Source organism: Streptomyces sp. NPDC051218 (genome assembly GCF_044455475.1).
Taxonomy (GTDB): Bacteria; Actinomycetota; Actinomycetes; order Streptomycetales; family Streptomycetaceae; genus Streptomyces.
On the sequence record NZ_JBITEU010000005.1, the window covers coordinates 136,027 to 148,858 of the forward strand.

Below are 12,832 nucleotides of genomic sequence, written 5' to 3' on the forward strand. Positions count from 1 at the left end.
CTTCCGGAATGAACGTACAAGCATGAGAGGGAGCGCCCCATCATGAGTACCCGCACCCTGATCCGCGGCGGCCTCGTCATCACCGCCGCCGAAGAGACCCACGCCGACGTGCTGATAGAGGACGGCCGCATCGCCGCGCTCGCCGCGCACGGCTCGGGCGCCGCCGAGGCCTGGACCGCGGACCGCGTCATCGACGCCTCCCACAAGTACGTGATCCCGGGCGGAGTCGACGCGCACACGCACATGGACTTCCCCTTCGGCGGCACGTTCTCCTCCGACGACTTCGAGACGGGCACCCGGGCCGCGGCCTGGGGCGGCACCACCACCATCGTGGACTTCGCCGTGCAGACCAAGGGACAGGCGCTGCGCGCCGGCCTGGACGCCTGGTACGCGAAGGCGGACGGCAAGTGCGCGATCGACTACGGCTTCCACATGATCCTCTCGGACGTCAACGAGCGCACCCTGAAGGAGATGGACCACCTCATCGAGGAGGGAGTCAGCTCCTTCAAGCTCTTCACGGCGTACCCCGGAGTCTTCTTCAGCGACGACGGCCAGATCCTGCGCGCGATGCAGCGGGCCGCCGTCAACGGCGGGCTGATCATGACGCACGCGGAGAACGGCCTGGCCATCGACGTCCTGGTGGAGCAGGCCCTCGCGCGCGGCGAGACCGATCCGCGCTACCACGGTGAGGTACGCAAGTCGCTCCTGGAGGCGGAGGCGACGCACCGGGTGATCAAGCTCGCCCAGGTGGCGGGCGCTCCGGTGTACGTGGTGCACGTGTCGGCGCAGGAGGCGGTGGCCGAGCTGGCCAGGGCGCGGGACGAGGGCCTGCCGGTGTTCGGTGAGACCTGCCCGCAGTATCTGTTCCTCTCCACGGACAACCTCGCGGAGCCCGACTTCGAGGGCTCCAAGTACGTCTGCTCGACCCCGCTGCGGCCACGCGAGCACCAGGCGGCGCTCTGGCGCGGCCTGCGCACGAACGACCTCCAGGTGGTCTCCACGGACCACTGCCCGTTCTGCTTCGTGGGGCAGAAGGAACTGGGCCGCGGGGACTTCTCCAAGATCCCGAACGGCCTCCCAGGCGTCGAGAACCGCATGGACCTCCTCCATCAGGCCGTCGTCGACGGGCACATCAGCCGCCGCCGCTGGATCGAGATCGCCTGCGCGAGCCCGGCCCGGATGTTCGGCCTCTACGGCAAGAAGGGCACGATCGCGCCCGGCGCGGACGCGGACGTCGTCATCTACGACCCGACCGCCGAGCAGATCATGTCGGCGCAGACGCACCACATGAACGTGGACTACTCCGCGTACGAGGGCAAACACGTCATGGGACAGGTGGAGACGGTCCTCTCCCGCGGTGAAGTGGTCATCGACCAGCGGAAGTTCACCGGACACGCCGGACACGGCTCGTACGTCCCGCGCGGCACCACCCAGTACCTCGGCTAGGAGAGGCGAAGCACCATGGATTTCGGACTCGTCCTGCAGACCGATCCACCGGCCGGCCAGGTCATCAGCCTCATGAAACGCGCCGAGCGAAACGGGTTCCGCTACGGCTGGACCTTCGACTCCGCCGTGCTGTGGCAGGAACCCTTCGTCATCTACAGCCAGATCCTGGCGAACACGGACCGGCTGATCGTCGGCCCGATGGTCACCAACCCCGGCACCCGCACCTGGGAGGTGACGGCCTCCACGTTCGCCACCCTCAACGACATGTACGGCAACCGCACCGTGTGCGGCATCGGGCGGGGCGACAGCGCGATGCGCGTCGCCGGCCGCACCCCGAACACCCTCGCCCGGATCAGCGAGGCGATGAAGGTCATCCGCGCACTGGCATCGGGCGAGGAGGCGGACCTGGGAGGCACGACGATCCGCTTCCCCTGGATCGGGCCGGACGCCCAACTCCCGGTGTGGATGGCCGCGTACGGCCCCAAGGCGCTGAAGATGGCGGGCGAGGAGGCGGACGGCTTCATCCTCCAGCTCGCCGACCCGTATCTGACGGAGACCATGGTGAAGGCGGTCCGCGAAGCCGCCGCGGCGGCGGGCCGTGACCCGTCCTCGGTCACGATCTGCGTGGCGGCGCCCGCCTATCTCACCGAGGACGACTCACCCGCAGCGTTCGCCCACGCCCGCGAGCAGTGCCGTTGGTTCGGCGGGATGGTCGGCAACCACGTGGCCGACCTGGTCGCCAAGTACGGCGCACACTCGGACCTGGTCCCCGAGGCTCTCACCGAGTACATCAAGGCCCGCGAGGGATACGACTACTCCCACCACGGCCGCGCCGACAACCCCGACACCGCCTTCGTCCCCGACGACATCGTGGACCGCTTCTGCGTCATCGGCACCGCGCGTCAACACATCGCCAAACTGCAGGAGTTGAAGCGTCTTGGCGTCGACCAGTTCGCGCTGTACGCGATGCATGACGCCCGCGAGAGCGTCATCGACGGGTACGGGGAGACGGTCATCCCCGCTCTGACGTGAGCGGACCCTCCCCGAGCAGCCCCACCTCCAGGTCGGCGACGACCCCGTAGTGGTCACTGGCCCAAACGCCGTCCACCGGTTCGTCGAAGGCGAGAAGGGTGCTCCGCACGCGGGCGCAGGCATGTCGGTGCGCGTGCGGGGATCCGACGAGGACGTAGTCGATCCTGCGGCGGTGGCCGGGCTGGCGTACCAGGAGTTCGATGTCCTCGGCAGCACGGGGGTTGTCGGAGGTCCAGGTGTGTCCGGGGCCGGAACCCGCGACTTGCCACGCGTCGTGGAAGTGAGTGCTGCGCCCCGAGAGTGACTGCCGGCCGGTCAGATAGCGGATGCAGGCGGAATCGGGATCCGCGTTGAAGTCACCGGCCATGATCGTGGGCAGGGCCGTGCGGTGCCGGGCGTCCAGATCGCTCAACGCCAGTGCCTGGCGCTCGCGTTGGGCCTCTGCTTCGAGCCGGAACGACAGTGTGGGCGCGATGAACAGCACCTCGTCGAGGCCGGGCAGCGGCACGAGGGCGGCCAGCGTGAGCCACGGGACGTCGGGCGCGTCCGTTCCGCGCTGATCGAGGACTTCGGCGACGCGATGCGGCCACCGCGTCGCGATCGCCGTGCCACCGTACCGGTCCGCGTAGGGCGGAGCCGTGGCGGCGGTCTGCGACTGGTGGGTGCCGTGCAGCCCTGTTCCCTCGACGAGCCGGGGCAGTTGGTCCGGCAGGATCTCCTGGAAGGCGACGAGATCCGGCGCGAGCCTGCGCAGCTCGGCGTTGATCAGTGCCGCCCGCGCGGCGGCGTTGCCGCGGCTGTTCCAAACGTTCAGCGTCACGACACGCACGTTCGTCGCCATCAGGCCCGGGCCTTCCGGACCGCGATGACGTCGAACTCCAGCGTCACCTTAGGGCTGACGAGCACCGAGGTCGCGGCGTTCCAGTTCACGCCCCAATCCTGGCGGTTGACCGTGACGCTGCCCAGGAATCCGACCCGGAAGTCGCCTCTCGAATCCATCTCGGCGGCGGTCAACTCGACGTTCATCGTGATCGGTTGGGTCACGCCACGGATGGTCAGGTCGCCGGTGACCTTGTAAGTGGTCTCGTCGACCGGCTCCACCTCGGTCGATTCGAAGGTGAGGGCGGGATGGCTGTCCGTGTCCAGGAAGGTGCTGCGCAACTGGTCGTCGCGCTGCCGGCGGTGGGTCTGGAGACTCGCCGCCCGGATCGAGAGGCGAGCGCTGGACTTCGACGGCTGGTCACCGCAGAGGTACGCGCTGCCCTCGTACTCCGTGAACTCCCCGCGGACTCTGGTCGACATGGTGTGCCGGGCGATGAAGCCGATGCGGGTGTGGGCGGTGTCGATGACGTAGACGCCGGTCAGCTCGCCGAGGCTGATCGTGGTGGGCATGGGGGCACTCCTCAAGGGGGTGGGTCCTTTAGGGGGTTGGGAGAGGGGTGGTGGTTCGGGCTATCGGGGTGGTGCATTGGCCGGTAGCCCGAACCGCCAACGGGCCGGCTATCCGAGCTGGCCGACCTCGTAGTCGCCGGCGGGCCGCTGGGTGAAGACGTTCAGGCGGTTGAAGGCGTTGATGAGGGAGATGCCCGACACCAATGCGGCGAGCTGGTCCTCGTCGTAGTGCTTGGCGGCGTCCGCCCACGCCTCGTCGGTGACACCCCCTGCAGCGTCCGCGATGCGGGTGCCCTGCTCCGCGAGTTCCAGGGCGGCGCGCTCGGCGTCGGTGAACACCGTGGCCTCACGCCAGGCCGCGACCAGGCTCAGGCGCACCGCGCTCTCCCCGGCGTGCAGGGCCTCCTTGGTGTGGATGTCGACGCAGAAACCGCAGCCGTTGATCTGACTGGCGCGGAGCATGGCCAGTTCACGCGCCGCGGCCGGCAGCGTCGAGCCCGCGAGCGCCTTGCCCGCGGCGGACAGGTGCTTGACGGCCTGGGCCGATACCGGATTGGTGAGGAAGTCGAGACGGGTCTGCATGGTGATCTCCCTTGCCTGTGGGGCCGGTTCATCCCCCTCCGAATGAACCGGCCGTTCGCGGGATCGTGTCGTCCCAGCAGCTCCGACGAGACAGCCCCGCGGAATGTGAGGCGAGGGCCCGACGTCACATTCCGCGGGGCTGTCTCGTCGTACGGGGGACGGCACATTCGGCACAGGGAGCGGCGACACCATGAGGACCCAGTTCGAGCCCGGAGACGGACGGCATGACCCGAGCCTGAGCACGGTCATGAGCGAGCGGCGCCAGCTGATCAATCTCGCGTACCGGCTCCTCGGCTCGCTGGCCGACGCCGAGGACGTCGTACAGGAGGCCTACGTCCGCTGGTACGCCATGACCCCGCAGCAGCGGGAGGCCGTCGAATCCCCCGGTGGCTGGCTGACGAAGGTCGCGGGGCGCATCTGTCTCGACCAGCTCCGCTCGGCGCGTGCCCGGCGCGAGAGCTACGTGGGTGAATGGATCCCGGAGCCGCTGCCCGACCGCACTGAGTGGGCCGGCGGGCGGCCGAGCGGCGCGAACGCCGACCCTGCCGACCGTGTCACGCTCGACGAGTCGGTCAACATGGCCTTCCTCGTCGTGCTCGAATCGATGACCCCGGCCGAGCGCGTCGCGTTCATCCTGCACGACGTCTTCCGCTACTCCTTCGCCGAAGTGGCCGAGATCGTCGGCCGCAGCCCCGCGGCCTGCCGCCAGTTGGCCTCTTCGGCCCGCCGCCGCATGCGCGCCTCGCACGCCCCCGCGGCTGCGACGACCACGGCGTCCCGCCGAGCCGCCGTGGTCAGGGACTTCAAGCACGCCTGGGAAACCCAGGACATCGCCGCGCTCATCGGCCTGCTCGACCCCGACGCCACGGCACTCGCCGACGGCGGCGGCGTGGTCAATGCCGCGCCCCACCCCATCTCGGGAAGCGCGCAGATCGCGGCCTACGTGGTCGCCATCGCGGGCAAGGCGCCCGACCAGACCCTCCTGGAGCGCACGGTCAACGGCCAGCCAGGCCTGGTGATCCAGCAGGACGGCGTCACCACGGCGGTCCTTGCCTTCCACATCGCGAGCGACCGGATCACGCACTTCTGGGCGGTACGGAATCCGGAGAAGCTGGGGGCTTGGACGGTGGGCCGCTGACGTCCATCCGCTCGGCCACGTGATCAGGGTTGTCGGCGCCGCCGCTCGGGGAAACTGGCGTAGAGGCCGGATCTGGAGGGTCTCAAGGACCTGCCGATACCCAGCACCGACACCAGTACCTGACCTGAGTTGACTTGAGTTGACCCGCGTAAGGAGCTTGGGCATGGATTTCGGACGTGCGCCGCAGACCCATCTGCCCGCCTCGTGACCGGCAGCGTCCCCACGGGGCCAGCCGCTGAACCCGGCGCCATATCTCAGACCGTCGCCGACGACGGCCGCGTCGAACTGCGCCCCGGCGCCTATCCGGAGCACAGCCGCTTCGCCAACGACGATCTCAAGCCCATCCCCCTCGCCGAACGCCACTGGAGCACCTACAACTTCGCCGCCCTGTGGGTCGGTATGGCTCACAACATTCCCTCCTGGACGCTCGCTTCGGGTCTGGTCGCGCTCGGCATGGACTGGCGCCAGGCCGTCTTCACCATCGCGGCGGCCAATGTGATCGTGCTGCTGCCGATGCTTCTGACAGGACACGCCGGCCCGAAGTACGGCATCCCGTTCCCCGTCCTGGCCCGCGCCTCCTTCGGGCTGCGCGGCGCGAACCTGCCCGCATTGATCAGGGCGGCCGTGGCATGCGGCTGGTTCGGCATCCAGACCTGGATCGGCGGCCAGGGAATCTACGTCCTGCTCAACAAGGTCTTCGACGGGGCGTGGAGCGACGAGTCCCGGATCGGAGGCTACCCGTGGCCGCTGTGGCTCTGCTTCGTGTTGTTCTGGGTCCTCCAACTGGCCATCATCTACCGGGGAATGGAGGCCTTGCGGCGCTTCGAGAACTGGGCCGCTCCCTTCGTGCTCGTCGGCGCCGTGGTGCTGCTCGTATGGATCGCCGACAAGGCGGGTGGCTTCGGCCCGCTACTCGATCAGCCGTCCACGCTGGGCTGGGGCGGCGACTTCTGGCCGGTGTTCTTCCCCGCCCTGATGGGCATGATCGGCTTCTGGTCCACCCTCTCTCTGAACATCCCTGACTTCACCCGGTTCGGGAAGGGGCAGCGGGCGCAGGTGTGGGGGCAGACGCTCGGGCTGCCGACCACCATGACCGCGTTCGCCCTCATGTCCGTCCTGGTCACCTCCGGTTCACAAGCGGTGTACGGGGAGCCGATCTGGGAGCCCGTCGACCTGGCAGCCAAGGCCGACAACGTCTTCGGACTCCTCTACGCACTGGTGACCGTTCTGGTCGCCACCGTCTCCGTGAACATCGCGGCCAACGTGGTCTCACCCGCGTACGACCTCGCGAACCTCGCCCCGAAGTTCATCAACTTCCGTACGGGCGCACTGATCACCGGTGTCGTGGGTGTGGTCATCTTTCCCTGGAAGCTGATCGAGACGCCTGAGCTCTACATCTTCGTCTGGCTCGGTGTCGTGGGCGGACTGCTCGGCACGGTCGCGGGAATCCTGATCGCCGACTACTGGGTCGTGCGTCGGACAGTCCTCGACCTCGCTGATCTGTACCGCCCCGAAGGGCGCTACTGGTACACGGGCGGGTGGAATCTGCGGGCCGTCGCGGCCTTCGCGGTCGGCGGTGTGCTCGCCGTGGGCGGCTCGCATTCGGCGCCGGGGAAGGGACCCTTTCCTGAGGGCGGGCTGGTCCCCGCGCTGAAGCCACTCGCGGACTACGGTTGGGCGATCGGCCTGGCATCGGCGCTTGTCGTCTACGTGGGGCTGATGGCGGTGGGGAGACGCTCGGGATCCGGGGACCCCGGGGGTTTCGGGGGCTCCGAGGGCTCCGGCGGAGGCCGACCGGGACGGCCCTAAGCCGGACGTACCGCTGTCACCAGCCATACTCCCGCCCGCATCCGTACGCCGTACTCGGTCGCGTGCGGCCGGAAGGCCTTCTCCAGGGAAGCCCGTGTCGCCGCGGTGACCACCCGGCCCGGGGTGCGCGACAAGATGAACTCGACGGCGTCCGAGGGAGTTTGGCCCCACACTGTCTCCACCGGAATGGGAGTCACGGTCACGTCCTCGTAGGCGGTGAGCACCTCGCGGAGGCCGGCCGGCTCCGAGAGCGACGCCATGGCGGTGCGTGCCGCGACGGCGTCGGCCGCGGCCTCGGGTGATCCGTGCTCCGGGCTCTGCTCGGGGCCCTCCTCCTCCGCGAGGAGCTTGGCGAAGAGGCCGAGCGTGCGGGACTCCTCCATGCCCCGGTCGAGGGGTTGCGGACAGACGAACACCAGCCGCCCGCCGGGCCGCAGCGCGTGAGCGATGTTCGTGAACGCGGCGGTGTGATCGGCGAAGAACATCACCCCTCCGCGGCTGATCGCTACGTCATACCCTGCCGCGAGGAAAGGGTGGGTCTGGGCGTCGCCCTGTTCGTAAGCCGCGTTCGTGATGCCGTCGGACGCTGTGTTCGCACGGGCGCGGTCGAGGAGCGGTGCCGAGATGTCGACCCCTACCGCATGTCCGTGTGCGGCGCGGCGGGCCGCGATGCGGGTGGTGGCGCCCGCCCCGCAGCCGATGTCCAGGACATGGTCACCGGCGCCGATGGCTGCGGTTTCGAAGAGGGCGTCATTCACGCCGGAGAGCATCGTGTCGTACCGGTCGTGGTGAGTGGCCCAGTGGGTGCCCACGGGGCCGTTCCAGGCCTTGGCCTGACGGGAGTTGGGGGTTGGTTGGGAGTCGGGGGTCGCCTTCGCCTCTACTGGTTTCGTCTCTGCGGTCATGACGGCTCCTTCGCGTGGTGGGTGGAGTACTGCGCCGCGAGGACGCTCTCGATGCGGTCGACCGCCGTGAAGGCGCCGAACGCGATCAGGTGCACGAGGCAGTGGTCACTGAAAGGTGGCTTCTTCCATGCCGCCACGTCCTCGTCGGTGATGCGGTACGGAGCGAGCGCGGCGAGCAGGGCGAGCCGTGCCCCCGGGCGGGACGCACGGTCGGGCAGGGCCTCCCAGGCCGGTGGCGGATGCGCACCGTCCCACGCGGCCACCTCCGTCCGCACGAGGGCCAGGTCGGCCCCGTCCAGCAAGCCCGCCCCCATCGTCGCCGCGTCGCGCAGCGCGGCGTAGGCCGGGCCGATGGGCGTGCCGCCGGCCCAGGAAGGGCCAGGCTGCGGGTCATCGAGCAGGGACAGCGAATCACCGGGGGTGAAGGAGCGGCGCACCGTCTTCTGGAGGGTGCGGCCGCCGATCGAGCGCACCGCCCGGAAGCGCTGCGCGTTGCACGGCAGTATGGCCTCGGTGATCAGCGACGACGCGACGCGGTTGATGAAATGGAACGTGAGTGCGGTGCCTATGTGGGCCGGGGCATGGGCGCGCGGGAACGGTGGCGAGACCAGCTCCGGCGCCCGCACTGCCCGGGTGGCCTTGCCCCAGGCGAGCAGCCTCGCCTGCGCAGGATCCTCGGGCTGCTCGCCGCGCAGTACCCGCTCGGCGACGCGGTGGTCACCGGTGGCGTGCAGCATCATCGTGTGCGCGTTCACGCAGAACGGGCAGCGGTTGGCGAGCGAGACGCCGACGGCGACCAGTTCGCGGTCGGTTCGGGTGGTGCCGCCGCTGCCGAAGGCGTCGTCGCCGCCGACCAGCAGGGCCTCGCGGAGCAAGGCCCAGGTTGCGGTGAACAGTTCGGGCGCAGGGCTGAGGGTGACGAGCGGCGCCGGCTCCGCGATGCCGAAGTCGTCGGCCATCTGCGCGTAGGCGTCGGCGGTCCTGCCGGTCGCCGACTTCGCGTGAACGGGATCGGTGTATCGGAAAGTTGCCATGGCCCGATGGTTGCTGCGCCGGGTGCCTCGGGTCGTCGTACCGCGGGAGGCAGTTGGGGCTACGTCACCGGGAAAGTGCGGCTGCGCGACTACTCCACGGGGAGTAGTGCGAGATCGGTCTGCTGGGGTGACTCGGTTGTCGGTGGCGGCGTCTATGGTTCTGAACACGGCGGGGGATGCGCCGCGGCGGGAGATGCGAGGGCGTAGGGGTGCGGGGGCGGAGATGAGGGCGGACCGGGCGGGGACGGCGGTGGGTCAGGTGAACGTGCGTGAGCGTGTGCGGGGCCGCGTGCAGCAGGTGTGGGTCGGTGACGCGGTGCTCGCGGTGGTGGTGGGCGTGATCGTCGGGGTCGCGGCCGGCCTGGGAGGCGGGGGAGCGGGCTTCGTCGACTACGCCCTCATAGGAGCCGGTTCGCTGGCCCTCGCCGGGCATCGGAGAGCGCCACGCGCGGTGCTCGCCGTCACCACGGCATGCCTGCTCGGTGAGGTGTTGTACGGGGGCGCGAGCAGTGTCGCGGCGATCCCGGTCGTCGCGGCCGTGCACACGGCCGCACGCGCCGCCCACCGCGGTCACGCTGCCATGGCCGCCGGGGTGTTCCTCGTGGGTTTCGCGGTGGCGGGAGAAGCGTCGGACGACATCGTGCAGTGGACGCTGCTGTTGGCCGGCTGGTTCCTCTGCGCCCTCGTCACGGGCCTCGCCGACAAGAACTGGCAGGCGTATCTGCGCCAGACCGAGCAGCGGGCCCTGGAGGCCGAGCGGACCCGCGAGGAGGCGGCACTGCGCAGGGCGGGCGAGGAGCGGCTGCGGATCGCGCGGGAACTGCACGACTCGCTGACCCACAGCATCTCGATCGTCAAGCTCCAGGCGGGCGTGGCCGTCCACCTCGCCCGCAAGCGGGGCGAGGACATACCGCCCGCGCTGCTCGCCATCCAGGAGGCGAGCGGTGAGGCGATGCGTGAACTCCGCTCCACACTCACCGTGTTGCGCACCGACGAGCCCACGGGAAGCCCGGCGTTGCTCGTCGAACGCGCGCGGGCGGCCGGACTCGCGGTGGAGCTGACGGTGCGGGGCCGGGAGCGGACCCTGGCCGGTGACCTGGAGCGGGCCGCGTACCGGATCGTGCAGGAAGGCCTCACCAACGCGGCGCGGCATGCAGGTGGCTGCGCCAAGGTGGCGGTCGAACTCGAATACGGGGAGCGGGTGTTGGGGGTGCGGGTGGAGGACGACGGGGTGGCCGATGCGGGGCGGCCGCCAGTGGAAGGGATCGGGCTCACGGGGATGCGCGAGCGGGTCGCTTCCCTGGGCGGGGCGTTACGGGCGGGGCCGAGGGTCGAGGGGGGCTTCCTGGTGCGGGCTGAACTGCCGCTTGAGTACGTGGGGTTGGAATCGGAGTCGCCGGCGGGAGAAGTGGGGGAGCCTGCCGGGAAGGAGGGCGTGCCGGGGGAGGCCAGGGTGGCCGCTGACGCCGGGCGCGGACGGTCGGGGGAGGGCGGATGATCCGGGTGGTGCTCATCGACGACCAGGCGTTGATGCGGGCCGGGTTCCGTGCGCTGCTCGAAGCCGAGGACGGCATCGAGGTGGTGGGGGAGGCCGCCGACGGGGAGCGCGGGGTCGCTCTCGTGCGGGAGTGCGTGCCGGATGTGGCACTCATAGATGTACAGATGCCGGTGATGACCGGGATCGAGGCGACGCGCCGGATTGCCGCCGACCCGCGCCTCAGCAGCGTGCGGGTCGTGATCCTCACCAATTACGGCCTCGACGAGTACGTTTTCGACGCCCTGCGTGCCGGGGCCAGCGGGTTTCTGCTCAAGGACACGGAGCCCGCCGACCTGCTGCACGGCATCGAGATCGTCGCGCGCGGGGACTCCCTGCTCTCCCCCTCCGTGACCAGCAGGCTGATCGGGGAGTTCGTGTCGCGGCCGCCGGACCGGGCCACCGCGCCGGGCCTGGAGAACCTCACCCGCCGGGAGCGTGAGGTCACCGCGCTGGCCGCGCGCGGTCTGACGAACGAGGAGATCGCCACGCACATGGTGATCAGCCCGTTCACGGCGAAGACGCATGTGAGTCGGGCCATGACGAAGCTCGGGGCGCGTGATCGCGCCCAGTTGGTCGTCTTCGCCTATGAGTCGGGGCTCGTCGCAGCCCGCGGCGCAGCTCGTGAGGAACAGAAAGGAGGAACCTCTGGCCACGGCATGATCTCCGCGTGACCGTCCTGCCTTTGAGAGTCATCCCGTTCAGCGTCATACCGTCCAGAGCCGTTCCGATCAGGCACGTCGCCGGTCCTCGCGGCCGTGGTGCTGCTCGCCTCCGGATGCGGGATCTCGGACAACACCGCGGCCACATCGGCACGACCGCCTGGGAGCGGAGCCCGATGGACGACGCCGGCCCGTCCAGGCCTACGGCACGCGCGCCGTCCACTCCGGTGAGCTGAACTTCGTCCGGGCGAGTTCGCGCGCCCTGGCCATCTCCTCGTCCGTGGCCTTGCCCGGAGTCAGGCCGTACCGCGTGCGGAAGGAGTCGAGCATCCGCTCGATCACGGCCTCGCGCGGGAGCCCCGTCTGGCGGCGCAGCGGGTCCACGCGCTTCTTCGCGCTCCTCGTGCCCTTGTCCGAGAGCTTCTCGCGGCCGATGCGGAGCACCTCGACCATCTTCTCCGCGTCGATGTCGTACGACATCATCACGTGGTGCAGCACGGCGCCGTCCCCGCCCGCGAGGCGCTTCTGTGCGGCGCCCGCCACCTTGCCCGCGTCGGTGGCGATGTCGTTGAGCGGTTGGTACCACGCCTTGATGCCCATGTCGCCGAGGGCTTCGAGCACCCAGTCGTCCAGATAGGCGTAGCTGTCGGCGAAGGACAGGCCCTGCACGAGGGAGTCGGGGACCGAGAGCGAGTACGTGATGGTGTTGCCCGGCTCGCAGAACATGGCGCCCCCGCCGCTGATCCGGCGCACCACCTCGACGCCGTGCCGCTCGGTGCCCGCCGGGTCCACTTCGTTGCGCAGCGACTGGAAGCTGCCGATGACGATGGCCGGGGACGCCCACTCCCACACCCGCAGCGTCGGCGGGCGGCGCCCGGCGGCGACCTCCTCGGTGAGCACCTCGTCCAGTGCCATCAGCAGGGCGGGGGACTGCGGGGCTTCGTGGATGAGCTGCCAGTCGTAGTCGGTCCAGTCGGTGGCATGCGCGAGGGCACGGCGCACCGCGACGCCCACGCCCTCCGACGTGAGCCCGTACATCACCGTGCCCTCGGGGAGCGCCGCGTCGATGCGGGCGGCGAGGCCCGTCGCGTCGGTGTCGGCGGGGGCGCCCTCCAGGGCGTGGCTGAGGGCGTCGAACGCCTCGTCGGGTTCCAGGAAGAAGTCCCCCGCCACGCGCACGTGCCGCAGCGCCCCGTCCTCGACCTCCAGGTCCACCACGACGAGCTTGCCGCCGGGGACCTTGTACTCACCGTGCACTGTGCTTCCTCCGGGCCTGCCTGAATCGCGAACACCGTCAG

12 protein-coding genes are annotated in these 12,832 nt (G+C 69.9%); 6 read left to right on the forward strand and 6 right to left on the reverse strand.

The features are described from left to right. Window positions 1-42: 42 nt before the first annotated feature. Both hydA and ACIBCK_RS16980 read left to right on the forward strand, forming a co-directional pair. A complete protein-coding gene (gene hydA / locus ACIBCK_RS16975; protein WP_399390928.1) occupies window positions 43-1,446 on the forward strand; it encodes a dihydropyrimidinase in 1,404 nt (467 codons plus the stop codon). Between the two features lie 15 nt (window positions 1,447-1,461). Continuing rightward, on the forward strand, window positions 1,462-2,478 hold the full coding sequence (locus tag ACIBCK_RS16980; protein ID WP_399390930.1) for a TIGR03842 family LLM class F420-dependent oxidoreductase: 1,017 nt from the start codon (window positions 1,462-1,464) through the stop codon (window positions 2,476-2,478). Here the strand turns inward: ACIBCK_RS16980 and ACIBCK_RS16985 are convergent. From ACIBCK_RS16985 to ACIBCK_RS16995, 3 genes are all read right to left on the reverse strand, one after another. Continuing rightward, window positions 2,459-3,298 carry an endonuclease/exonuclease/phosphatase family protein gene (locus ACIBCK_RS16985; RefSeq protein ID WP_399390932.1) on the reverse strand — a complete coding sequence of 280 codons (840 nt, stop codon included), beginning with the start codon at window positions 3,296-3,298 and terminating at the stop codon, window positions 2,459-2,461. The genes ACIBCK_RS16980 and ACIBCK_RS16985 overlap by 20 nt on opposite strands. A gap of 20 nt (window positions 3,299-3,318) precedes the next feature. After that, window positions 3,319-3,870 (reverse strand): YceI family protein, encoded by a 552-nt coding sequence (locus tag ACIBCK_RS16990; RefSeq protein ID WP_399390934.1) that lies wholly within the window; start codon window positions 3,868-3,870, stop codon window positions 3,319-3,321. 108 nt (window positions 3,871-3,978) lie between these two features. Then, window positions 3,979-4,452, reverse strand: coding sequence for a carboxymuconolactone decarboxylase family protein (locus ACIBCK_RS16995; RefSeq protein WP_399390936.1), 474 nt, complete (start codon window positions 4,450-4,452; stop codon window positions 3,979-3,981). Between the two features lie 190 nt (window positions 4,453-4,642). Between ACIBCK_RS16995 and sigJ the strand changes: the two genes are divergently transcribed. Both sigJ and ACIBCK_RS17005 read left to right on the forward strand, forming a co-directional pair. Continuing rightward, entirely contained in the window at window positions 4,643-5,590 is a 948-nt protein-coding gene (gene sigJ / locus ACIBCK_RS17000) for an RNA polymerase sigma factor SigJ (protein WP_399390938.1), read from the forward strand. Between the two features lie 204 nt (window positions 5,591-5,794). Further along, entirely contained in the window at window positions 5,795-7,399 is a 1,605-nt protein-coding gene (locus ACIBCK_RS17005) for an NCS1 family nucleobase:cation symporter-1 (protein WP_399390940.1), read from the forward strand. Here the strand turns inward: ACIBCK_RS17005 and ACIBCK_RS17010 are convergent. Together ACIBCK_RS17010 and ACIBCK_RS17015 are read right to left on the reverse strand one after the other, a co-directional pair. Continuing rightward, window positions 7,396-8,304: a class I SAM-dependent methyltransferase gene (locus tag ACIBCK_RS17010; RefSeq protein WP_399390941.1), complete on the reverse strand. Its 909-nt coding sequence runs from the start codon at window positions 8,302-8,304 to the stop codon at window positions 7,396-7,398. The two genes, ACIBCK_RS17005 and ACIBCK_RS17010, sit on opposite strands and share 4 nt — an antisense overlap. Further along, a complete protein-coding gene (locus ACIBCK_RS17015) occupies window positions 8,301-9,338 on the reverse strand; it encodes a carboxymuconolactone decarboxylase family protein (RefSeq protein WP_399390942.1) in 1,038 nt (345 codons plus the stop codon). Before ACIBCK_RS17015 ends, ACIBCK_RS17010 begins: the two co-directional genes overlap by 4 nt. A 265-nt stretch (window positions 9,339-9,603) precedes the next feature. On the opposite strand from ACIBCK_RS17015, the gene ACIBCK_RS17020 reads away from it, so the two are divergent. Both ACIBCK_RS17020 and ACIBCK_RS17025 read left to right on the forward strand, forming a co-directional pair. Then, window positions 9,604-10,836 carry a sensor histidine kinase gene (locus ACIBCK_RS17020; protein WP_399391510.1) on the forward strand — a complete coding sequence of 411 codons (1,233 nt, stop codon included), beginning with the start codon at window positions 9,604-9,606 and terminating at the stop codon, window positions 10,834-10,836. Then, the gene (locus ACIBCK_RS17025; RefSeq protein WP_399390943.1) at window positions 10,833-11,546 is read left to right on the forward strand and encodes a response regulator; all 714 of its coding nucleotides are present in this window, start codon (window positions 10,833-10,835) and stop codon (window positions 11,544-11,546) included. Before ACIBCK_RS17020 ends, ACIBCK_RS17025 begins: the two co-directional genes overlap by 4 nt. Before the next feature lie 189 nt (window positions 11,547-11,735). Here the strand turns inward: ACIBCK_RS17025 and ACIBCK_RS17030 are convergent, their stop codons facing one another. After that, window positions 11,736-12,791 (reverse strand): biotin/lipoate A/B protein ligase family protein, encoded by a 1,056-nt coding sequence (locus ACIBCK_RS17030; protein WP_399390945.1) that lies wholly within the window; start codon window positions 12,789-12,791, stop codon window positions 11,736-11,738. Window positions 12,792-12,832 lie beyond the last annotated feature (41 nt).